The organism is Nesterenkonia sp. YGD6, from assembly GCF_022565895.1.
Taxonomy (GTDB): Bacteria; Actinomycetota; Actinomycetes; order Actinomycetales; family Micrococcaceae; genus Nesterenkonia.
In genome coordinates this window covers 1-22,572 of sequence record NZ_JAJOYY010000008.1, presented here as the reverse complement: position 1 = coordinate 22,572, position 22,572 = coordinate 1, and the positions used below count along the sequence as shown (strand labels likewise).

At 66.8% G+C, this 22,572-nt stretch carries 20 protein-coding genes and 1 pseudogene; 11 read left to right on the top strand and 10 right to left on the bottom strand.

Annotated features, from left to right (window positions below):
• Positions 1-37: 37 nt before the first annotated feature.
• The 6 genes from LTI14_RS12125 to purM all read left to right on the top strand — a co-directional run bounded on the left by LTI14_RS12125 (position 38) and on the right by purM (position 6,176).
• Positions 38-1,114, top strand: a complete 1,077-nt coding sequence (locus LTI14_RS12125; RefSeq protein ID WP_241465950.1) for an asparaginase — start codon at positions 38-40, stop codon at positions 1,112-1,114.
• A 205-nt stretch (positions 1,115-1,319) separates the two neighbouring features.
• On the top strand, positions 1,320-2,699 hold the full coding sequence (locus LTI14_RS12120) for an NAD-dependent succinate-semialdehyde dehydrogenase (RefSeq protein ID WP_241476675.1): 1,380 nt from the start codon (positions 1,320-1,322) through the stop codon (positions 2,697-2,699).
• A gap of 10 nt (positions 2,700-2,709) precedes the next feature.
• Positions 2,710-3,066: a sterol carrier family protein gene (locus LTI14_RS12115; RefSeq protein WP_241471178.1), complete on the top strand. Its 357-nt coding sequence runs from the start codon at positions 2,710-2,712 to the stop codon at positions 3,064-3,066.
• 59 nt (positions 3,067-3,125) lie between these two features.
• Positions 3,126-3,449 carry a hypothetical protein gene (locus LTI14_RS12110; protein WP_241465944.1) on the top strand — a complete coding sequence of 108 codons (324 nt, stop codon included), beginning with the start codon at positions 3,126-3,128 and terminating at the stop codon, positions 3,447-3,449.
• Entirely contained in the window at positions 3,436-4,992 is a 1,557-nt protein-coding gene (purF, locus tag LTI14_RS12105) for an amidophosphoribosyltransferase (RefSeq protein ID WP_241465942.1), read from the top strand. The genes LTI14_RS12110 and purF overlap by 14 nt, the downstream gene beginning before the upstream one ends.
• The gene (purM, locus tag LTI14_RS12100; protein WP_241476674.1) at positions 4,989-6,176 is read left to right on the top strand and encodes a phosphoribosylformylglycinamidine cyclo-ligase; all 1,188 of its coding nucleotides are present in this window, start codon (positions 4,989-4,991) and stop codon (positions 6,174-6,176) included. Before purF ends, purM begins: the two co-directional genes overlap by 4 nt.
• On the opposite strand, the gene LTI14_RS12095 is transcribed toward purM, so the two are convergent.
• The 4 genes from LTI14_RS12095 to gabT all read right to left on the bottom strand — a co-directional run bounded on the left by LTI14_RS12095 (position 6,164) and on the right by gabT (position 11,806).
• Positions 6,164-6,715, bottom strand: coding sequence for an Asp23/Gls24 family envelope stress response protein (locus tag LTI14_RS12095; RefSeq protein ID WP_241476673.1), 552 nt, complete (start codon positions 6,713-6,715; stop codon positions 6,164-6,166). The two genes, purM and LTI14_RS12095, sit on opposite strands and share 13 nt — an antisense overlap.
• Positions 6,716-6,831: 116 nt before the next feature.
• On the bottom strand, positions 6,832-8,760 hold the full coding sequence (locus LTI14_RS12090; RefSeq protein WP_241476672.1) for a heavy metal translocating P-type ATPase: 1,929 nt from the start codon (positions 8,758-8,760) through the stop codon (positions 6,832-6,834).
• Between the two features lie 148 nt (positions 8,761-8,908).
• The gene (locus tag LTI14_RS12085) at positions 8,909-10,411 is read right to left on the bottom strand and encodes an NAD-dependent succinate-semialdehyde dehydrogenase (RefSeq protein WP_241476671.1); all 1,503 of its coding nucleotides are present in this window, start codon (positions 10,409-10,411) and stop codon (positions 8,909-8,911) included.
• A gap of 84 nt (positions 10,412-10,495) precedes the next feature.
• A complete protein-coding gene (gabT, locus tag LTI14_RS12080; protein ID WP_241476670.1) occupies positions 10,496-11,806 on the bottom strand; it encodes a 4-aminobutyrate--2-oxoglutarate transaminase in 1,311 nt (436 codons plus the stop codon).
• Positions 11,807-11,902: 96 nt separating this feature from the next.
• Here gabT and LTI14_RS13285 point away from each other — a divergent pair.
• Together LTI14_RS13285 and LTI14_RS12070 are read left to right on the top strand one after the other, a co-directional pair.
• Positions 11,903-12,103 (top strand): annotated as a pseudogene (locus LTI14_RS13285) (LysR family transcriptional regulator); the annotation flags it as partial.
• Between the two features lie 48 nt (positions 12,104-12,151).
• The gene (locus LTI14_RS12070) at positions 12,152-12,877 is read left to right on the top strand and encodes a substrate-binding domain-containing protein (RefSeq protein WP_241476700.1); all 726 of its coding nucleotides are present in this window, start codon (positions 12,152-12,154) and stop codon (positions 12,875-12,877) included.
• A 38-nt stretch (positions 12,878-12,915) separates the two neighbouring features.
• On the opposite strand, the gene LTI14_RS12065 is transcribed toward LTI14_RS12070, so the two are convergent.
• From LTI14_RS12065 to LTI14_RS12055, 3 genes are all read right to left on the bottom strand, one after another.
• The gene (locus tag LTI14_RS12065; protein ID WP_241471184.1) at positions 12,916-14,301 is read right to left on the bottom strand and encodes an NAD-dependent succinate-semialdehyde dehydrogenase; all 1,386 of its coding nucleotides are present in this window, start codon (positions 14,299-14,301) and stop codon (positions 12,916-12,918) included.
• 91 nt (positions 14,302-14,392) lie between these two features.
• Positions 14,393-15,361, bottom strand: a complete 969-nt coding sequence (gene speB, locus LTI14_RS12060; protein ID WP_241465929.1) for an agmatinase — start codon at positions 15,359-15,361, stop codon at positions 14,393-14,395.
• Between the two features lie 108 nt (positions 15,362-15,469).
• Positions 15,470-16,048: a helix-turn-helix domain-containing protein gene (locus LTI14_RS12055; protein ID WP_241476669.1), complete on the bottom strand. Its 579-nt coding sequence runs from the start codon at positions 16,046-16,048 to the stop codon at positions 15,470-15,472.
• Between the two features lie 155 nt (positions 16,049-16,203).
• On the opposite strand from LTI14_RS12055, the gene LTI14_RS12050 reads away from it, so the two are divergent.
• From LTI14_RS12050 to LTI14_RS12040, 3 genes are read left to right on the top strand one after another with little or no spacing between them, the layout of a single operon-like run.
• A complete protein-coding gene (locus LTI14_RS12050; RefSeq protein ID WP_241465926.1) occupies positions 16,204-16,611 on the top strand; it encodes a nuclear transport factor 2 family protein in 408 nt (135 codons plus the stop codon).
• Entirely contained in the window at positions 16,608-17,999 is a 1,392-nt protein-coding gene (locus LTI14_RS12045) for a purine-cytosine permease family protein (RefSeq protein ID WP_342357763.1), read from the top strand. Before LTI14_RS12050 ends, LTI14_RS12045 begins: the two co-directional genes overlap by 4 nt.
• A gap of 10 nt (positions 18,000-18,009) precedes the next feature.
• Positions 18,010-18,657 (top strand): cyclase family protein, encoded by a 648-nt coding sequence (locus tag LTI14_RS12040; protein WP_241471185.1) that lies wholly within the window; start codon positions 18,010-18,012, stop codon positions 18,655-18,657.
• Between the two features lie 70 nt (positions 18,658-18,727).
• Here the strand turns inward: LTI14_RS12040 and LTI14_RS12035 are convergent, their stop codons facing one another.
• The 3 genes from LTI14_RS12035 to LTI14_RS12025 form a co-directional block, all read right to left on the bottom strand.
• Positions 18,728-19,951, bottom strand: coding sequence for an ABC transporter ATP-binding protein (locus LTI14_RS12035; RefSeq protein WP_241471186.1), 1,224 nt, complete (start codon positions 19,949-19,951; stop codon positions 18,728-18,730).
• Positions 19,948-21,483: an ABC transporter permease gene (locus LTI14_RS12030; RefSeq protein ID WP_241465921.1), complete on the bottom strand. Its 1,536-nt coding sequence runs from the start codon at positions 21,481-21,483 to the stop codon at positions 19,948-19,950. Before LTI14_RS12030 ends, LTI14_RS12035 begins: the two co-directional genes overlap by 4 nt.
• Before the next feature lie 69 nt (positions 21,484-21,552).
• The coding region (locus LTI14_RS12025; RefSeq protein WP_342357762.1) for an iron ABC transporter substrate-binding protein at positions 21,553-22,572 on the bottom strand (1,020 nt) is incomplete at its 5' end.

The window sequence follows — 22,572 nt, the reverse complement described above, 5'->3', positions numbered from 1 at the left end:
TCGGCCGCGCGCGGCCCTCACTCCGTAGACTGAGCCCATGACTGATGCGCGCCTCTCTGCCGAAGCACCCTCGGTGCCGCCCCTCCCCGGATCCGCCGAACAGCAGGACCTGCACGCGGCCTCGGTGGCGGAATCGGCCGAACTGGCAGTGGTGACCCGCGCCGGCGTCGTCGAGTCCCGGCACATCGGCTCCGCCGTGGTGGTGGGACCTGACGGTGCGGTGCTGGAGTCCATCGGCGCTCCCGAGCGGCTGATGTTCCCGCGCTCCACGCTGAAGCCCTTCCAGGCCATCGCCTCGCTGCGCTCCGGCGCGCTGATCTCACCGGAGGCGGTCGCCCTGGCCTGCGGCTCCCATGTGGGCTCGCGCAAGCACCAGGAGCTCGCCGCGAGCATCCTCGCCGCCGAGGGCCTGGACGAGTCGGCGCTGAAATGCCCGTCGGCCTGGCCCTCCCGCAACCATGACCTGCGCGTGCATCTGGAGGCCGGCAAGACCGAGACGCCGCTGGCCTTCAACTGCTCCGGCAAGCATGTCGCGTTCCTCGCCGCCACCCGGACCAACGGCTGGCGGCTCAACACCTACCTCGAGCGTTCCCACCCGCTGCAGCGGGTGATCATGGACGTGATCACCGAATACTGCGGCGAGGAGCCGACCGTGGTCGGGATCGACGGCTGCGGAGCCCCCGCCCCGGCGCTCTCACTCACCGGACTGGCCCGCGGATTCTCCAAGCTGGCCGCCTCCACCTCGCGCCGCGACGCCGAGGTCCACGCGTTCACCGTGAACCAGGCGATGCTCGACTACCCCTGGGCGGTGCACGGCCGCGGCGAGGCCAACACCGTGGTGCTCGAAGAGCTGGGCCTGACCGCGAAGCTCGGCGCCGAGGGCGTCCTGGTGGTCGCGGCCCCGGACGGCACCGCCGCCGCGGTCAAGGTCCTCGACGGATCCTCCCGCGCCACGAACCTTGTCGCGCTGAGCCTGCTGGCCGCCCGCGGGGTGATCGAGCTCGACGCTCTGGGCCCGGTGCTGCGCAAGATCGTCAAGCCGATCACCGGAGGACTCGCCGCGGAGCAGGTGGGCAGCATCCGCCTGGCCCCCGCGCTGCTCGAACGCCTCTGAGGCCTCCCGTCGACTGAAGCGCACGGGTGCCAGCACCAACCGGGTTTTTATTCCACACATCGTCCCGGTTTCGCGTATTGGTGAACTACCCGGCCCAGCGCCTGATCAGCTTGTGCCGCACCGCGCAGGGTCATAGCGTCGAGGAGTCCGCCGCTTCGGCGGGCAGGTCACCGATCGACCACTGACAAGCGAGGCACAGATTTCCATGGCCGACTACAAAGTCACCAACCCTGCCACCGGTGAGGTCGAGGCGGAGTTCGCCACCCTCACCGACGATCAGCTGAGCGCGACACTCGATCACGCCGCCGAGACCTTTACCAGCTGGTCGAAGACCGAGCTCTCCGAGCGCGCCGACCTGCTGCGCCGCGCGGCGGCGATCTATGAAGAGCGCAAGGACGAGCTGGCCACGATCATCACCCGCGAGATGGGCAAGCCGATGACCCAGGCCCGCTCCGAGCTGGACATCGTGATCTCGATCTTCCATTACTACGCCGATCACGGTGCCGAGTTCCTCGCCGATGAGCCGATCACCGACTCCCCAGACGGAAGCGCCGTCATGCAGAGCCGGCCCGTCGGCGTGCTGCTGGGCATCATGCCCTGGAACTTCCCGTACTACCAGGTGGCCCGCTTCGCGGTGCCGAACCTGATGATCGGCAACACGATCATGCTCAAGCACGCCTCGCAGTGCCCCGAATCCGCGGCGGCGATGGAACAGATCTTCCGCGATGCCGGCTTCCCGCAGCACGCCTACACCAACGTGTATGCCTCCAGCGCGCAGCTCGCAGACATCGTGATCCCGGACCCCCGCGTGGCGGGCATCTCGCTGACCGGCTCCGAGCGGGCCGGCACCAAGGTCGCAGCCGTCGCCGGTGAGAACCTCAAGAAGGTCGTCCTTGAGCTGGGCGGCAATGATCCGCTGCTGGTCCTGGATCGCGAGATCCTGCCCGCAGCGGTCAAGGGCGCCGTGCAGGGCCGGATGGCCAACGCCGGACAGGCCTGCAACGCCGCCAAGCGCGTCATCGTCCCGGCAGAGTTCTACGACGATTTCCTCGAGCAGTTCCAGCAGGCGCTGTCCGAGATCAAGCTGCTCGACCCGCTCTCCGAGGAGGCCTTCATCGGCCCGATGTCCTCGGCCCAGGCCGCCGAGGATCTGCACGAGCAGGTCCAGGACGCCGTGGAGAAGGGCGCCACCCTGCACCTGGGCGGCGACTTCGACCAGCGCCGGGGCGCCTGGTACCAGCCCACCCTGCTGACCGGTATCACCCGTGAGATGCGCGCCTACGGCGAAGAGCTCTTCGGGCCGGTGGCGATGGTCTACAAGGTCGCCGATGAGGAAGAGGCCGTGAAGCTGGCCAACGACACCCAGTACGGTCTCTCCGCCTCGGTGTTCGCCACCGACGTCGAGCACGCTCAGCGGATCGGCGAGCAGATCCACACCGGCATGGTCTTCGTCAACGAGCCCGCCGGCACCTCCGCCGAGCTGCCCTTCGGCGGCGTGAAGCGCTCCGGCGTGGGCCGCGAGCTCGGCCCCTACGGCATGGCGGAGTTCGTCAACAAGCGCCTGGTCAAGATCGCCGGAAGATGAGCGGCTGAGCATGGCACGACGTCGCATCACCGCCGTCGACGGCATGGCCGCGGTCCGCGCGTGGGAGTCAGGAGACTCCGACCGCCGGACCGTGGCCACCGCTGTGCGGTATTGCCTCGAGGAGCTCGCCGAGGTGGCTCCGGGGAACTCCGTGGAGGTCCGGGTCCCGCCCTTCGGGGTGACCCAGTGCGTCGAAGGCCCCTCCCATTCCCGGGGCACTCCCCCGAACGTGGTCGAGCTCGCCCCGCAGGACTGGTTGGAGCTCGCCACCGGGGTCACCGGATGGGAGACGGCACGCGCCGCCGGGCGGATCTCCGCATCGGGCACCCGCGCCGACCTCTCGGCGCTGCTGCCACTTCGCCGGTGAACCGCGGGGCACCAGCTCCCACGTGCCCGGCACCCAGGCTGGGCCGGTAGCATGGTGGTATGTCTTCACGCGAGCAGACGGGCGAGTCGGAGCGTCGGCAGGTGACCGTTCGTCCTACCCCCAGGCTGAGCCCCTTCCTCATCGCAGGAGTGTTGGCGGCAGTTGTGGCCGCCGTCGTCGTGGTGCTGGTCACCGGCCCCGCGGACGACTATTCGCTCCGCGGTTCGCTGGGATATCTCACCGTCGCCTTCGCGATGCCAGGGTTGGCCCTGGGCGCCGTGACCTGGCTCTTCATCGACTGGCGCTCACGGAAGCGCACCCGCACTTATGACCTGCAGAAGATCGACTCTGCAGAGAGGACTTCTGCGAATGGCCCACAATGATGGTCAGCTGAACTTCAATCTCCTCGACGAGGACCCGCTGCCGCAGGACGAATGCGGAGTCTTCGGCGTCTGGGCCCCCGGGGAGGAAGTCTCCAAACTGGCCTATTACGGGCTCTACGCGCTGCAGCACCGCGGCCAGGAGTCCGCCGGGATCGCTGCCTCCGACGGCAAGAGCATCCGGGTCTATAAGGACCTCGGCCTGGTCTCCCAGGTCTTCGACGAGTCCACGCTCAACTCGCTGACCGGGCACATCGCCGTCGGACACTGCCGATACTCCACCACCGGAGCCAGCCAGTGGTCCAACGCCCAGCCGACCCTCGGGGACACCCCGCACGGGACCGTCGCGCTGGGGCACAACGGCAACCTCACGAACTCCGCGGACCTGCGCGACCGCATCATCGAACGCCACGGACGAGCCGACTTCGGCGAGCTCAACCAGGGCAACACCACCGACACCGCGCTGGTCACCGCGCTGTTGAAGGAACAGCCCGGGGACAGTCTCGAAGATCAGGCGATGGCCCTGCTGCCCACCCTGGAGGGCGCGTTCTGCCTGGTGTTCATGAATGAGAACACGCTCTATGCCGCCCGGGACCCGCATGGCGTGCGCCCGCTGGTGCTGGGCCGTCTGGCCCGCGGCTGGGTGGTCGCCTCCGAGCAGTCGGCGCTGGCCACCGTGGGGGCCTCGGTGATCCGCGAGATCGAGCCCGGGGAGCTGATCGCCATCGATTCCGACGGCGTGCGCTCCCACCGCTTCGCCGCCGCGACCCCTTCGCGCTGCGTCTTCGAATATGTCTACCTGGCCCGCCCGGATGCGAACATCAACGGCCGCTCGGTCTATGAGTCGCGGGTCGAGATGGGCCGTCAGCTGGCCCGCGAGGACACCCACGACGCCGATATCGTGATCCCGGTCCCAGAATCCGGGACCCCGGCGGCGGTGGGCTACGCCGAGGCCTCCGGGCTTCCCTTCGCGCTGGGCTTCATCAAGAACGCCTATGTGGGCCGGACCTTCATCGAGCCCTCGCAGACGCTGCGCCAGCTCGGCATCCGGCTCAAGCTCAACGTCCAGGACCACGTGGTCCGCGGCAAGCGCGTGGTGGTCGTCGATGACTCGATCGTGCGCGGCAACACCCAGCGCGCCATCGTGCGGATGCTCAAGGAGGCCGGCGCCGCCGAGATCCACGTGAAGATCTCCTCCCCGCCGGTGAAGTGGCCCTGCTTCTACGGCATCGACTTCGCCTCCCGCGCCGAGCTGATCGCCAACGGGGCCACCATGGACGAGATCACCCAGGCGGTGGGGGCAGATTCGCTGGCCTACATCTCCGAGGACGGGATGATCGCCGCCACCCAGCAGCCGCGCTCCACGCTGTGCACCGCCTGCTTCTCCGGGGTCTACCCGATCAAGCTGCCGCCGGAGAGCCGACGCGGGAAGATGCTGCTGGAACAGCCCGCCGATTCCACCCTGACTCCGGCCGGTGGCTGCGAGCCAGGACCCGATGCCGAATTCGAACTCGACGAGATCCCCCTCGCGGAGGCCAAGAAGTGACTTCTGAACACACCAGCGCGGATTCCCACTCCGGCGCTCCGATCACCTATGCCTCCGCCGGCGTCGACGTGGAGGCCGGCGACCGCGCCGTGGAGCTGATGAAGGCCCACATCGAGGCTACGCACACGCCACAGGTCATCGGCGGGGTCGGCGGGTTCGCCGGGCTCTACGACGCCAGCGAGCTCAAGCGGCTTCCCCGGCCGCTGCTGGCCACCTCCACCGACGGGGTCGGCACCAAGGTCGCCATCGCCCAGGCGATGGACATCCACGACACCATCGGCTTCGACCTGGTCGGCATGGTCGTCGACGACATCGTGGTCATGGGCGCGAAGCCGCTGTTCATGACCGACTACATCGCCACAGGCAAGGTGGAGCCCACCCGGATCGCTGCGGTGGTCTCCGGCATCGCCAAGGCCGCCGCCGAGACCGGCACCGCTCTGATCGGCGGCGAGACCGCCGAACACCCCGGACTGCTGGCAGCCGATGAGTACGACGTCGCGGGCGCGGCCACCGGCGTCGTCGACGCCTCCGCCGTGCTGGGCCCAGAGCGGGTCCGTGCTGGTGACGTGATCATCGGCATGGCCTCCTCCGGCATCCACTCGAACGGCTACTCGCTGGTCCGCCGCGTGGTCTCTTCCGCCGGCTGGGGCTATGAGCGCGAGGTCGAGGAGTTCGGCCGCACCCTGGGCCAGGAGCTGCTGGAACCGACCCGGCTCTACACCACGCCCTGTCTGGACCTGGTCACCGCACTCAACGGCGACCCCGCCGAGGCTGAGATCTCGCCCGAGGCCCCGGTGCGCGGGTTCAGCCATGTCACCGGCGGTGGTCTCGCGGCGAACCTGGCGCGTGTGCTCCCCACCGGGCTGATGGCGACCGTGGACCGCTCGACCTGGTCCTGGCCCGCGGTGTTCTCGCTGATTGCGCGGCTTGGCTCGGTCCCGCAGGCCGACCTGGAGCGCACGCTGAACCTGGGCGTGGGCATGATCGCTGTGGTCTCCGCCGAGAAGGCCGACGACACCCTGGCTCACCTGACCGCCTCGGGCCAGACCGCCTGGGTGATGGGTGAGGTCAGCGCCTACCGCCCCGAGGAGGCCCGGGTGGCCGGTGCCGGTCTGGACTTCGTCCAGGGCGCCAAGGGAGTCGACGGCGGCGGCGTGCTGCTGACCGGCCGCTACGGCTCCTGATCCATTGATCCTCTGACCTCGGCAGCGCGCCGGGACGAATGACTGGGAGCCCCGGGAGCGATCTCCCGGGGCTGTTCGTCATCTTCGGGCAGGTGCACATCGGCCACGCTGATGTTGACCTCCACGACCTCCAGCCCTGTGCCGTGCTCGACGGCGCGGATGACGTTGCGCCGGACGTTCTCGGTGACCTCCACGATGGATGCGCCGTACTCGACGATCACGGTCAGGTCGATGGCGGTCTGACGGTCACCCTTCTCCACCGAGACGCCGCCGCTGACCTGGGTGCGCGCGCCGGGGATGCGCTCGGAGATCGCGTCGAGGGTGCGCCGGGCGATGTTGCCCATCGCGTACACGCCGGGGACCTCGCGGGCGGCGATCGCGGAGAGTTTCTGCACCACGGTCTCTTCCACCGTGGTGGCGCCGAACGCGGTCAACAGCGGGCTCTGGGCTGCCGGGCTCTGGGCTGCGGAGTTCTGGCGCCCGGGGGCAGGTTCTGCCTGGTCCGTGCCATGCGTGCTGGCGGAGGTGTTCTCGGTCATTGCGCTCTCCTTCAGATCGCTGAGCGCTCAGGGAGCGCTCGGTGCAGTCAAGGATCTCGACCCTGCCGGTCGGACCTAGGCGGGACGCACCTGCCCGAGGATCCTCACGCGGATTCTCAGATCTTTCTCGAGACATCGTGGGACGCCGCGTCGGTGGGGCCGAGCTGTCCGCCGCGGGCCGCCTCCAGCTCCCGCGCCACCTGCGCAGCCTCCGCCCGCTCCCTCCGGCTCGGACGCATGGCCCGCAGCGCCCACAGGATGGAGGCGAGATCGTCCACCTCCTGCAGCCAGGCGCCGACGATGGCAGGCAGCATGCCCGCCGCGGCGATGAGCATCAGGACCACCGACATGCCGACGCCGATCCAGATCGCCTGCCAGGCGACCCGCATGGTGCGCCGCCCGATGTGCACGGCCCGAGCACTGCGTCCGAGGTCATCGACGGTGATCACGATGTCGGCGGACTCACTGGCAGCACTGGAACCGCGCGCGCCCATGGCCACTCCCACGTCAGCGACCGCCAGCACCGGCGCATCGTTGACGCCGTCGCCGACCATCATCACCGGGCGCGGGTGCGCCGCCTGCACTGCGGATACCTTGTCCTCGGGGAGCAGGTCTGCGCGCACGTCGTCGATGCCTGCCTGCTGCGCGATGTGGCGGGCCACGTGTTCACCGTCGCCGGTGAGCATCATCGTGGTGCTGACCCCGGCCCGGTGAAGCGAGGCCATCGTGGCCCGGGTCTCGACGCGCAGCTCATCGGCGAGGGCGATGTACCCCGCGTAGGTGCCGTCCACGGCCACGTGCACACCACTGTGACCCACCGGCGGAGTGTCCGGCGTCGTGGAGGTCTCCCGGCCGATGAAGCGGACGCTGCCGACGACGACGGCGCGCCCCTCGACCCTCCCGCGCACCCCGTTGGCGGGCACCTCGATCACGTCCTCGGCGCTCGGCACGCCCTGCGCGTTCGCGCTGGCAGCTTCGACCACGGCGGCTGCCAGCGGATGTGAAGAGTACTGCTCGACTGCCGCGGCGAGCGCGAGCATCCGTTCTGGTTCGAGTCCGACGGCATGGACGTGTGTCACCTCAGGCTTGCCGTGGGTGAGGGTTCCGGTCTTGTCGAAGGCTGCGGTCCTCACCCGCGCCAGCTGTTCCAGCGTGCCGCTGCTCTTGACGATGATGCCGTTGCTGGCCGCGCGGGACATTCCGGCCATGAATGCCACCGGCGCCGCGATGATCAGCGGGCAGGGAGTCGCGACGACGAGCACCTCTGCCGCGCGCGTGGGGTCGCCGGAGAACGCCCAGGCCCCCACGGCGAGTCCGAGCGCTCCCAGGGTGAAGGGCACCGCGACCCGGTCGGCGAGCCGGACGAAGGGAGCCTTCGACTCCTGTGCCTCGCGGACCAGCTCGATGATCCGCTGGTACTGGGACTCGGAGGCGTTGGCGGTGGCGCGGATCTCGATGGCCTCGCCACCGTTCACAGCCCCGGAGAGCAGCTCCTCGCCCTGAGCGCGTTCCACCGGCAGGGATTCTCCGGTGAGCGAGGACTCGTCGAATGTCGCCGAGGCGGACTCGAGCACACTGTCCACCGGCACCACCTCGAAGGGCCGCACCAGCAGCCGGTCACCGACGCTGACCTCTTCCACCGGCACATCTGCGGGGCCGCTGTCCCCGCGCAACAGGTGCGCGGTGTGCGGGGCATTCTCCAGCAGCCCGGTCAGCTCCCGCCGAGCTCGACCGGCGGCGTAGTTCTCCAGGGCTTCACCGCCGGAGAGCATCAGGCACACGACAAGCGCAGCCCAGTATTCTCCCACCGCCACCGTGGAACCGATGGCGGTGACCGCCAGCAGGTCGATGCCGTAGGTTCCGGCGCGCAGATCCGTGATCATCCGACGGGCCTGCAGCAGCGCGACGACCACGGCGAATCCGGAGATCACCCAGCGCGCCGCAGGTCCCTGACCGCTGAACTCGAGGGCCCCGCCGAGCATCCCGATGACCAGGGTCGCCAAGACCACCGGGTAGCGCGCCAAGCCGAGGACGGTCTTCCACATGCCTCATTGATACTCCGGAATCATCCGGCTGTATAGAGAGGTCCTGCTGGGCCCATTACGGTCGTCGCTCAGGAACTGACCCGCGCGGCACCCCGGGGTCCAGGTCGGGGGCTCCCCGATGCCGCGTTGCCGCATCGCGCCGTAGCCTTCAGACAGCGCTCCAGGGGTTCTCCACACCGATGTACTGGGTGCTGGTGTATTCCGCAATGCCTTCGGCTCCTCCCTCGCGACCCAGCCCAGACTGCTTCACCCCGCCGAAAGGGGCGGCCGCGTTGGAGATCACTCCGACGTTGAGACCCATCAGCCCGAACTCGATCCGGTCTCCGATGCGCAGCCCACGCGAGATGTCTTCGGTGAACACATACGAGGCCAGGCCGTATTCGGTGTCGTTGGCCAGAGCGACCGCTTCGGCTTCATCGCGGAACGTGATCACCGGGGCGACTGGACCAAAGATCTCCTCCCGCAGCACTCGAGCATCGGGGGCGATGTTGCGCAGCACTGTCGGTTCGAAGAAGTACCCGGCGCCTTCAGTGCGCTTGCCTCCGGTGACCACCTGCGCCCCACCGGCCACAGCATCAGCCACGAGTGCCTCCATCGAGTCGCGGGCCTTGGCATCGATCAGCGGCCCGACGTCGACGCCGTCCTCGACTCCGGAACCCAGCCTCAGCGCAGACATCTTCTCCGCGAGCCGAGCAGTGAAATCCTCCGCCACCGATTCATGGACCAACAGGCGGTTCGCGGCCGTGCAGGCCTCCCCCATGTTGCGCATCTTCGCGGCCATCGCTCCGGCCACGGCCTTGTCCAGATCGGCATCCTCAAACACGATCAGCGGTCCGTTGCCGCCGAGCTCCATAGAGGTGCGCAGCACGTTCTCGGCAGCCATCTTCATCAGGTGCTTGCCCACCGGTGTCGAACCGGTGAAGGATACCTTCCGCAGCCGGCGATCACCCATGATCGGCTCGGAGATCGCTGACGCGGAGCGGGTCGAGACGACGTTGAGCACTCCGTCGGGGAGCCCCGCATCGAGCATGATCTGCGCAAAATAGTGCGCGGTCAGCGGCGTCAACGCTGCAGGTTTGAGGATCATCGTGCATCCTGCCGCGAGGGCCGGCGCGACCTTGCGGGTGGCCATGGCCAGCGGGAAGTTCCACGGAGTGATCAGCAGGCAGGGGCCGACTGGTTTGCGGGTGACCAGCATGCGCAGATTACCCTCGGGGGTGGCCGCATAGCGGCCATAGTCTCGGACGGCCTCCTCGGAGAACCAGCGCAGGAACTCCCCGCCGTAGGCGACCTCTCCCCGGGACTGGGCGAGTGGTTTGCCCATCTCCAGGGTCATCAGCAGCGCCAGCTCCTCGGCCCGGTCCTGGACCAGGTCGAAGGCCCGGCGGAGGATCTCGGCCCGCTCACGCGAGGGAGTTCGCGCCCATGATTCCTGAGCATCGGCGGCGGCGTCCATGGCCGCGCGGGCATCGTCTGAGGTGGCCGAGGACATCGTCGCGATGACTTCCTGGGTGGCCGGGTTCTCCACCTCGAAGGTGGCACCGTCGGAGGACTCCCTCCATGCGCCGTCGATCAGCAGCCCCTTGGGGGTCGCGGCGAGCAATGCCTGGATGCGGTCCTGCGTGACAAGGGTCTGGTCTGGGGTGTTCATCTGTGTGACTTTCTGATCGGCACCGCGGCGCATCCGAACGGGATGGCGATGCGCGGCGCTGGACTGGAGGTGTGACCGGCAGCTTCAGGCTGCGGCCAGCGCGTCGGTGATGATGCTCAGGCCTTCTTCGAGGAGCGCATCGCTGATGGTCAGAGGTGGAAGCAGTCGAACCACGTTGCCATAGGTCCCACAGGTCATGGCGATGACCCCGGCTTGGCGCGCTGCGGTCGCGACAGCAGAGGTCAGCCCCGCGTCTGGAGCCTTCGTCTCAGGGTCCACCAGTTCGAAGGCCAGCATCGCACCGCGACCGCGGATATCCCCGATGCGGGGGTCTCGGCGCTGGACCTTCTCCAGATGGGTGCGCACCAGTTTCTCGATCCGCAGCGCCTCCTGATCCAGATGCCCCTCTTCAATGGTCTCGATGGCAGCCAAGGCGGCAGCACATGCGACGGGGTTACCGCCGTAGGTCCCCCCGAGGCCGCCAGGGTGAGCAGCGTCCATGATCTCTGCTCGCCCGGTGACCGCCGAGAGCGGCATTCCGCCTGCGATGCCCTTGGCGGTGGTGATGATGTCTGGCTGCACGTCCTCGTATTCTGAGGCGAACCAACGACCGGTGCGGGCAAAACCAGTCTGGATCTCATCGGCGATGAACACGACATCGTTCGCATTGCACCATTGAACGATCTTCTTGAGGAACCCAGGCGCTGGAACGATGAATCCGCCCTCACCCTGGATCGGTTCCATGATGACCGCCGCGAGGTTCTCGGCGCGGATCTGTGTCTCCAGCTGTTCGATGGCACGGGCCGCGGCGGTATGGCCATCGAGCTGGTCGCGGTAGGGGTACGAGCCCGATACCCGATACACCTCCGGGGCGAAGGGTCCGAAGCTGTGCTTATAGGGCATGGACTTCGCGGTCAGCGCCATCGTGAGCGTGGTGCGGCCGTGGTACGCATGATCGAAGGCAGCGACGGCCTGTTTTCCGGTGTACGCCCTGGCGATCTTGACCGCGTTCTCCACTGCCTCGGCTCCGGAGTTGAACAGAGCGGTGCGTGCCGGACCTGAGACGGGGGTGATCTCCGCGAGCTTCTCGGCCACGGCCACGTAGCCCTCATAGGGGGTCACCATGAAGCAGGTGTGGGTGAACTCAGCGACCTGCCGCTGCACCGCTTCGACCACCTTGGGTGCACTGGCGCCGACGCTGGTCACAGCGATGCCTGCTCCGAGGTCGATGAGCCTGTTCCCGTCGACATCCTCGAGGATTCCATCCTGGGCGCGGACGGCAAAGGTGGGCATCAAGGTCGAGACCCCACGGGCCACTGCGGCGTGCTGACGCTCCATGAGTGCCTGGGCCTTCGGGCCGGGCAGTTCAGTCGCGAGGTGTCGGGTCTGTTCCATGCAGGGCTCCTTGAGGCGACGCAATCAAATGATCTGTGACTCTGATACTCGTCCACCCGGAACCATACTGTCTAATGCCCGCTGCGGATACAAGGCATGCCTACAGAGCATGCCACACTGTCAGTTGTGGACCATCGACTTCTCAGGTACTTCGCCGCTGTCGCTGATGAAGGGACTGTCTCAGCGGCCGCGGAATCCCTGCACATCACGCAGCCAGCGCTCTCGCGACAGATCCGGGAGCTCGAGAGCAAGCTCCGACTCCAGCTGTTCCGCCGCACGGGCAACCGACTGATTCTCACATCAGAGGGCACAGAGTTCCTCTCGGTCACCCGCGAGGTGCTGCGCGTGCACAGCCATGCCGAGCTGATCGCCGAGACGCTCGCCTCAGGCAGCATGCGCAATGTCTCCATCGGCGCGCCGCAGACCACCTTGATCGACATCGTCGCCCCCTTCGTCGCGACCTTCTCCCAGCACGATCCAACCCCGCACGTCTCCGAGATTTCACTCAGCCCGGAACCCACCCAGAACAGCTCCGACTACGATCTGATCGTCACGCCGCAGAGACCGGCAGACGATCATGAAACGCTGTCGCTTGCCGCTCTTCCCGTCTGGGCCTACGTTCCCCAGACCCACGCATGGGCGCAGCGAGAGGCGATCGACCTGGCCTCCCTGTGTGAACACGCATTGATCCTCGTGCCAGCCGCGCAGAAGTCTCGACAGATCCTCGACGCCGCGCTGAGCCTCGCCGACCTCGCACCGCGCGGCACCATCGAAGTCTCACAGGGGCGGCTCGCGCAGGCCCTCGCCGCGGCCGGACGGGGCGTCGCCGTTCTCTCGGACGACGCCCACTTCGCATTGCACCCCTTGAGGATTCTTGACGAACGGGGTTACGCTCTCCAATTTCACCTTCATGCAGCCTGGCGTCGGGATCATCACGGAAGCGCGGAGCTGTTCAGCATGGCGCAGCGGCTGCGCGACTTCTGTCAGCTCCGATACGGCCCGACCCTGGCCTCAGCACCGGACGACGATGCGCAGCCAGAGAGTCCCACTGCTCACAGACCTGGTCATTGAAGAATCCGCCGAGCATCAGGGACCGTGGTCAGTGGCGCTCAGTCCGCGATGTAGAGAAGTCGTCTGTTGACGAACTCATCCATGCCGAGCGGTCCAAGCTCGCGGCCATAGCCCGAGTTCTTCACGCCCCCGAACGGCATCTCCGGACCCTCCGCAGCGGGCGTGTTGACACTGGCCATCCCGACCTCGAGCTGAGCGGCGACTGCCGCTGCGCGTTCGGCGTCCACGGAGAAGACCGCACCGCCGAGGCCATACTGGCTCTCGTTGGCGAGTCGGATCGCCTCCTCGTCGCTCTCGCACCGATAGACCACGGCGACTGGGCCGAAGAGCTCTTCGCTGTAGGCTCGCATCTCCGGTGTGACCCCAGTCAGCACTGCTGGAGAGTAGTAGAATCCCGAGGAGTCGGGGATCTCTCCGCCCGCATGCAGCCGCGCACCCTTCGACACAGCATCGTCGACCTGCTCCTTGAGCAGATGCACAGCACCCTCCGAGGACATCGGCGAATACGTTCCGGGAGTCGGGTCTGAGGGATCTCCAGGCCGCAGGCCCGCAGCTCGAGCAGTCAGTTGATCGACGAATGCCTCGTAGATGTCTTCGTGGACGATGATCCGCTTATTCGAGTTGCACACCTGGCCCATGTTGTAGACGCGCGTCTCCCACGCGGTGTCCGCTGCACCGGCTACATCCTCGGAATCCAGCACGATGTAGGGGTCCGATCCGCCGAGTTCCAGCACCACCTTCTTGAGGTGCGCCCCCGCCTGCCGCGCGACTGCGGATCCCGCGCGCTCAGATCCGGTGAGCGAGACGCCGCGCAGTCGTGGATCAGCGATCATCGTCGCGACCTGCTCGTGAGTGGCGAAGACATTGGCATACACGCCAACTGGCACCCCAGCGTCGTGCAGCAGCTGCTCGATAGCGAGAGCTGATCTTGGGCATGACTCCGCGTGCTTCAGAATTATCGGGTTGCCCAGAATCAGGTTGGGCGCAACGAAGCGGGCGACCTGGTAATACGGAAAGTTCCAGGGCATGATCCCCAGCAACGGACCGATCGGCAGGTGCTCGATGACGGCTCGTCCGCCGGAGTAGCTTTCGATCTCCCGATCCGCGGTGAGCTCGGCCGCCTTCTCCGCGTAGTAGGCGAAGATGGCGGAGGCGAACTCGACTTCTTCTTCGCCCTCGCTCAGCGGCTTCCCCATCTCGATGCTGATCATCCTCGCCAGCTCATCGATTCGTTCGGCGAAGAGCTCTGAGACGCGCAGGGCTGTCCTTGCTCGACTCTCCAAAGAGGTCCTTCTCCACGTGGCGAAGGCCTCTGTGGCCTTGGCCAAGGCCACCTCCACCTCCTCCGGGGTCGCAGCTGGAAAGTCTTCCAGCGTCTCCCCTGTCGCAGGATTCGTGACGTGGTAGGCGTGCGATCGTGTCATGGCTCATCTCCTAGTTTGCAGCTCGCGAAGCGGGGTATCCGTCTGTCGTGTCAGTCCGGACCGGACGCCGGTCGGACCGAGGCTCGACGCATCAGGGACGCGCCGCCATGGCAGAGATCACCTCGTAGGCGACATGCGAGCCCGCGACAGCCGTGAGCTGAGCGTGGTCATAGGGGGGCGAGACCTCGACGACGTCGGCACCGACGATCGACGTGTTCGAGAAGGCGCGCAGCATCCGCAGCAGTTCTCGACTCGTCATACCGCCGGCCTCCGGCGTGCCGGTGCCCGGAGCGTGTGCAGGATCAAGGACGTCTATGTCGATCGATAGATATACCGGCCGGTCACCGATGCGACGGTGCATCCGTTCGATGGCCATTTCGACGCCCTCGACCTCGATGTCGTGGGTCGAGATGATGGCGAATCCCAGACGCTCATCATCTCGAAGGTCCTCCTTGCCGTACAACGGACCGCGGATGCCGACATGCAGACTGGCCTCCATGTCGATGAGGCCCTCCTCCGATGCCCTCCGGAACGGAGTGCCGTGGGTGACGGGTGCACCGAAGTAGGTGTCCCAGGTGTCGAGGTGCGCGTCAAAGTGAACGACGGCGACAGGGCCGTGCGTCTTTGCCACTGAACGAAGCATCGGAAGAGCGAGTGTGTGGTCACCGCCGATCGCAAGGAGCCGCGTGCCTCCAGCCCGGAGTTCGTCAGCGGCGCGTTCTATATCGAGGACAGCCTCGTCGAGGCTGAACGGATTCACCGAGATGTCACCCGCATCGGCCACCTGCACCTGGGCGAAGGGAGAGATATCGGCGGCGGGATTGTATGGACGCAGAAGCCGGGACGCTTCGCGCACGTGCGCCGGACCGAACCGTGCGCCCGGGCGGTAACTCACCCCAGAGTCGAAGGGCACCCCCACCACCGCGATATCGACATGGTCGACCTCCTCTGCCCTGGGGAGCCGTGCGAACGTCGCGATTCCCGCGAACCTGGGCGACTTGCTCGCATCTGCGGGGCCGATGTTCCCCGAATCGAACTGCACATATTCCGTTGCTGACATGGGTACATCCGATCTCTCGCCACTTTCGGGCCAGGAATAGTTATAGAGAATATTTGTACTCTATTAGACACCTTGTATGGAAGAACCGACAGTCTCAGCGGTGATCGATCAGACGAGCCCGCTCCACGGCGCAGGCACGAGCACCCAGAGCGCCGCGCTCTCCACCGGCGCCCACCAGCTATGCGGCTCATTGCCTGGAAACGTGATGGTATCCCCGGCGTAGAGCACCTCGCTCGACGCTGCGAAGCGAATGCGCAGCTCGCCGCGGATGATGTGCAGAGACTCGACTTTGCAGTTGATCGTGTAGAGATTCTCTCCACCGTGAGCGCCGCTGGCGATCTCCGAGTGGATCACCTGCACCTGGGACTGGCCGCGCGGCGTGACCATGTGCTCCACCGCTCCAGTTCCCCCCAGGTTGATCAAGGGCGCATCGTCGAAACGCACGATTGCACTGTCCGGCTCCTCGAACAGCTGACCCAGCGACAGCCCCAGCACCTGGCAGATAGACATCAGCGACGCGACGCTCGGCGATGTGTCGTCACGCTCCACACGCGAGATGTAACCCTTGGTGAGATTCGCCTGCTTCGCCACGACGTCGAGCGTGAGGTGTTGAGCCTGTCGAGCGGCACGAAGCTTCGCACCAATAGGGGGTGGCGAGTCGCTCGCGGCGGGATTGACGTTTCGCATTCATCCTCTTTTTCGTCGAGCCGAGACTCCAGCGTATCGCGCAGCGGAACAATGTTGACTCATGTACAACTCTTGTTGCATGCTGACCTCTGTATCGAGCGTCACATCAATCGACCCACAGCGGAGTCGGGTGCCGCACTGAAGGGGTAGATCCAATGACTGAATTACTTCCACAGCACATCTCGTCGGCTGCAGAAGCGATAGTGCGGGCGTTTGAGAACAATGATGAAAATGATTACTTCAGCCGATTCTCTCCTACATGTACCTTCATATTTGCTCCCGACAATACCGTTCACGCTGACCGTGCGAGCTGGCACGCCGCGTGGGGCAAGCTCCAGGAAGCCGGCTGGCGCGTCATCGCGTGCCGCACGCTCGAATCAGGAGTCCGAGTACTCGCCGGCGGCGGCGTCTTCTGGCACGTGCTGGAGACGACCGCGCTCGTCGAGGGCGTGACCCAGACGTACCGCGAACGCGAAACCATAGTCTTTGAAAATACCCAGGAGGGGCTGCTCGCGGTCCATGAACACCTTTCCTCGGTGACCGAGGAAGGTACTTCCCTGTGAAGAACTCCCAGCAGAGCGCAACCTTGACCGCAGACCCAGACGAAGAACAGGTGCCGCTTCGAGGCACCCTCGGGGGCGGCCGAATCATGCTGATCTGGCTGGCGGCGAACCTGGTCGTCACGACGCTGCTGACCGGCACCCTGTTTGTTCCAGGCATCTCATTCGGCGACTCGCTCCTCTGGATCGTCTGCGGCACCGTTCTGGGCGCTGGCGTCCTGACCCTTGTCGCTGTCATGGGTGTTCGCACCGGCCTTTCGACCATGGCACTTACAAAGGGATCCTTCGGGCTGCGCGGTTCGATCGTTCCCTCGCTGTCGAACTTGATCATTCTGATGGGCTGGTCGTGGGTGCAGGCCATGCTCGCCGGCATCTCGGTCGACTACCTCGTTCACGCGTGGACCGGGTACTCCAACCCGATCCTGTTCGCCGCGCTGTGTCAGGCGTTCGTCGTGTTCCTGGCGATCTTTGGCCACGTCGGAATCGCGCGCATCGAACCGCTCTTCGGGCTCGTCATTGTGAGCATCATCATCTACGTCTTTGCCGTCGCCTTCTCGACCCATCCCCCTGCCGAGTACCTCGCCATCGCGATTGACCCTGCACTGGGAATGGACGGCGCGCTCGTATTCGACATCGTGTTCGCCACCGCGATCTCCTGGACGGTGCTCAGCGCCGACCTCACCCGCACGGCGCGCAGCGTCCGCGCCGGAGCAGCAGGCGCAGCCATTGGTTACACCACGTCGACGATTCTCACGATGGCACTCGGCGCCACTGCGATCTCCTACGTCCTGCTCGAGGGCAACGAGGCTGTTGCATTCGATCCGACCGTGATCATCACTGCGTTCGGAGCGCCCCTGGCCGCCGTGATGTTCCTGTCTGTCATGGCGACGAACACAATGGTCATGTACGGCATGACGCTCTCGCTTCAGCACGCGTTTCCCCGTCGCCGGCCGCTGCCGTTCCTTCCCACTGCGCTCGGGCTCGGCGTCGTGGCTGTGATCGGCTCTACCTGGCTCGGGCTGCTCGAGCAGTTCACGAACTTCCTGGCAACGATCGGCGCCCTGTTCATCCCCGTCTTCGCCGTGATGATCGTGGACTACTACTTGGCTCGTCGGCGCAGCTACAACCGCGAGATTCTGAACTATAAAGGTGGGAAGTACTGGTTCACCGGTGGGTGGAACATCGGCGCGATCGTTGTCTGGGCGACTGGCGCCGGTCTGTACACGCTCTTGACGACCGTGTGGTTCTCTCCCGTTGGAGCGGCCCTCCCGACGGTGTTGTTCTCGGGCTTGATGTACTGGCTGTGGACGAGGATCGCGAGAATCTCTGAACCCCGGGGCGTCGAATCTCGACACCTCGCGGACCAGCTCGAACTCGCGACTGAGAAGTAGGAGGCTGGAGATGTCGCGGTGGGCTGATCTGTCTCACGACCTGAGTTCTGGGATGCCGGTGTTCCCCGGCGACCCGCAGGTGTCGATCCAGCCTGCCGCGACAGTCGCCGTAGACGGATTCGAAGTGCACGCGTTGCATCTGGGAACGCATTCCGGCACCCATGTGGACGCACCAGCCCATGTCATTCCCGGCGGTCACACCGTCGACGCTATCGACGTGGAGGACCTCATCGGCGAAGCGATGGTGCTTCGCGCCGGAGAGCTGAGCGCAGGGGCCACCGTGACTCTTGAGAGTGTCGCAGATCAGCTCGCCGGCGGTCTGGGAGATGCCCGCATCGTATTGGTGGCAACTGGTTGGGACCGACACTGGAGTTCCGAACGGTATCTCGATCACCCGGTCCTCGAGCCCACCCTCGCCGAGCATCTGCTGGAGCTCGGCGCCAGGGTCATCGGCGTGGACACGCTGAATCCCGATTCCACCCGTGCGGCCGACCAAGGCCTGCCTGTGCACGACATCGTGCTCGGCAAGGGGCGGCTGATCATCGAAAACCTGAGGCAACTCACACAGCTGCCAGCCCGCGTCGAGTTCGTAGGGCTCCCGCTGCGACTGCCAGGCATGGACGGGTCACCCATCCGAGCTGTGGCGCGGCCCTTGTGAGCACTGCCGGGCGAACAGTCAGGGGACCCGTTCGGCAGGATGTGCCTGCTCCTCTGGCCCGCTGCGCGGGTCAGAGGAAGCTGGGCATCAGCGTCGCACCCCGTCTCTCGATGCTGACCCGTGCGGGCCTCGCCGAGCAGGCATGGCACTCGGTGAAGGCCGGGTAGAAGACGCCCGCACCCTGGACGGCGAGGTGGACCTGTGTGCCAGGCGTCAGGGGCACCGCGTTGAGCTGGCGCAGCCGCAGCGGGGACTCCACGCCCTCGAGCTGGACCAGCGCAGTGGTGTCATGACCGAAGTACTGGGAGCTGAGCACGGTTCCTGCCACACCCTCCTCGCTGAGTGTGATCTGTTCAGGGCGCAGCATCACCTGCCCCGTTGATCCGCTCGCCGTCCGATGAGCGATGGCCAGGTTCGGGCAGACCAGCTCCACGTTCACGCTGCCCAGCGGAGTCGACGAATCCCACACCGCCCCAGCCTGTCCGGAGAGCGGCTCTGGAAGCTGGCCGGTCAGCTGGCCGGGCAGCAGCACGGCGTCGCCGAGGAACTGGGCGGTCTCCACGTCGCAGGGCCTGGTGTAGACCTCTTCGGGGGCACCGATCTGGCGCAGCCGCCCATCCTTGAGCACCGCGACCTGATCGGCGAAGGACAGCGCCTCGTCCTGGTCGTGGGTGACCAGGATCGTCGTGGTCCCGGTGATCCGCAGGATCTCCCGGATCGCCTGCCGGGTGCTCTCGCGCAGCCCAGCGTCCAGGGCGGAGAACGGCTCGTCGAGCAGGATCATCTCCGGCTGGCGGGCCAGCGCCCGGGCCAGCGCCACCCGCTGGCGCTGACCACCCGAGAGCTGGTCCGGACGCCGGGAGGCGTGATCACCGGTGAGGCTGACCAGCTCGAGAAGCTCCGCGACCCTGCGGCGCCGCTCGCGCCGGGGAGTTCCGCGCGGCAGGCCGAACGCGATGTTGCCGGCGACGTCGAGATGCGGGAACAGCGCTCCGTCCTGGGCGACCAGTCCGATGCTGCGCCGATGGGCGGGAACCTCTGTCACATCCGCGCCGTGGAGTCGGACCTCCCCGTGTTCGGGGGCCAGGAACCCCGCGATGACGCGCAGCAGCGAGGTCTTGCCCGAGCCGGAGGGGCCGACGATCGCCGTGGTCGTCCCAGCCTTCACGCGCAGATCGATGTCGTGGAGGACCGGCTGATCGCCGAATCGCACCTCGACCCCGGAGACCTGGAGCATCGTGGTGTCAGTGTCCGTGATGCCAGTGTCCGTGGCGTCAATGTCCGTTGCAGTCATCGGACCTCCTTGAGTAGTCGCGAAATCATCATCCAGGCGGGGACCGCGGCGACGAGCACCAGCAGCGCGGCGAAGGGCGCGGCGGCCGCATAGGACTCTCCGCCGGTGTAGGTCCAGAGCCGCGTGGCGAGGGTGTCGAACCCTGTGGGTCGCAGCATCAGCGTGGCCGGAAGCTCCTTGATCGTGGTCAGGAGCACCAGCAGCGCCCCGGAGAGGATCCCGGGAAGCATCAGCGGCAGCGTCACGCGCAGGTAGCCCACGCCGGGGCTGCTGCCCAGGGACTGGGCGGCCTCCTCCAGCTCCGGGGGCGCCGAGAGCGCGGAGGCGAGCACCGGGCCCAGGGCCAGCGGCAGCATCAGCGCGCAGTAGGCCAGGGTCAGCATCCACATGGTCTGGTACAGCGCCGGCAGCACCGCGATCCCGAGCATCACCACCGAGAGTCCGATGACGACGCCGGGCAGCGAGTGCGCCAGGTAGGCGGTGCGTTCCAGCAGCCGAGCGAGCTTCGAGGGCCGCCGCGCCAGCCACAGGGCCAGCGGGATCGCGATCGCCGTGGTGGCCAGCGCCGCGAGCCCGGCGGCCCAGAGCGAGTTCAGCAGCGCCGACCCGATCTCCGCCAGTGAACCCGGGCGAGAGACCCCGCGCAGGCTCCAGACCAGCAGTGCCGAGAGCGGGACCATCAGTGCGACGAGCACCGGGGTCCAGGCCAGCGCGAGGATCGGCAGCGTCCAGCGTCCTATCTGGAAGCGGGCGGGGCGGGCTCGCCCCTCACCGGACATGGTGGAGTAGCGGGTGCCGGTGCGGCGGACCCGGCCTTCGAGGATGAGCAGGCACAGCGTGAAGACCAGCAGGATCGAGGACAGCGCGACTCCTCCGAGCCGGTCGAAGCCCATCGAGAAGCTGGTGAACACAGCGCGGGTGAAGGTGTCCACGCGCAGGATCGAGACGGCGCCGAAGTCGGCGATGACGTAGATGGCGCAGAGCAGGGTGCCGGCGGTGATCGCAGGGGCGGCCTGCCGAACGGTGACGCTGAAGAAGGTGTCGATGGGGCCGCGGCCCAGCGCCCGGGCGGCCTCTTCCTGGGCGGGATCCACCGAGACCAGCGCGGCGACCACCGGCAGGTAGATGTAGGGGTAGGTCACCGAGGTGATCACGATCGCCGCGGCCAGGAACCCCTCGAAGCTGGTGCCCGGGTTGATCAGGGCGTTCATCGACTGCCAGCCGAACGCGGCGACATAGCTTGGGACCGCCAGGGGCAGCGCCGCGGCGACGCCGAGGATCAGTCGTCCCGGGAGCTGTGTGCGGGTGACCAGGAACGCCAGGCCCACGCCGAGGACCAGGCACAGCACGGTGACCGTAAAGGTCAGCGTCAGCGAGGTGTAGGCCAGCCGGGCGCTGCGCGCGCTGAACACGGTGTCCAGGAAGTCCGGAAGCGGGAACTGGGCCAGCCGGATGACGAGGTAGAACAGCGGCAGCAGCGCCACCAGCGTGGCGAGGACAGCGGCGGCGCGCAGCCACAGCGGCACCGCCACACGCCCGTTCCCTGCGGAGCGGGAACGGGCGGCGGTGCGCGCTGGAGCTTTGGCCGGGGCGGTGATGGGTCAGCCCACCAGACCCGATTCGACGATCATCTCCACAGAGGTCTCCAGGTCATCGAGACGGTTGAGATCGATGTCCGGCGCGTCGAGCTCCTCGAGGCTCGGCATGCCCTCAGGTCCGTCCACGCCTTCGATCATCGGGTACTCCGCGGTCTCCTCAGCGAAGTAGGTCTGACCCTCGGTGCTGAGCATGAACTCGGCCAGTGTGGCGGCGGCTTCGTTCTCGGAGTTCAGCACCCCGACTCCGGCCACGTTGACCAGGGACCCGACGTCACCGCCGCTGAAGAGGTGGTTCGCCACGTTCAGCTCGGCCGGGTCCTCGCCGAGCTCCTTGGCGCGGCCGTAGAGGTAGTAGTGGTTCACCAGGCCCATCTCGATGACCCCGTTGGCGACGTCGGTGACGATCTCGCCGTTGCCCTCGCGGATCTGCGGGTCGTTCGCGGCCAGGTCGTCGAGGAAGGTCTGAGTGGCCTCTTCGCCTTCAAGCTCGCGGTGGGCGGTGACGAAGGACTGGAAGGACGCATTGGTGGGGGCCACTCCGACGCGACCAGCGTACTCGGGCGCTGTCAGCTCATCCACACTCTCGGGCAGGTCGGCCTCCTCCACCGTGTCGGTGTTATAGATCAGCGTGCGTGCTCGTCCGGAGACGCCCACCCACTGGTTCTCGGCGTCACGGTAGGCCTCCGGCACCTGCTCGAGCAGCTCGGCGTCGAGCTCCTCGAAGAGGCCCGCTTCGGCCACGGCGCCGAGGGCGCCTGCATCCTGGGCGAGGAAGACGTCGGCTGGGGAGCCTTCTCCCTCCTCCAGCAGCTGGGCGGCCAGCTCGGCGGTGTCGCCATAGCGCACCTCGACCTCGATGCCGGTCTCTTCCGAGAAGGTGTCGATGAGCGGCTGGATCAGTTCCTCGTTGCGCCCGGAATAGAGCACCAGGCTCTCCTGCTCGGCGGAGGTCTCGTCACCGTTCGACGCCGGCTCAGTGGTATCGCCACAGGAGGTCGCGGTCAGGGCGACAAGTGCGCCCAG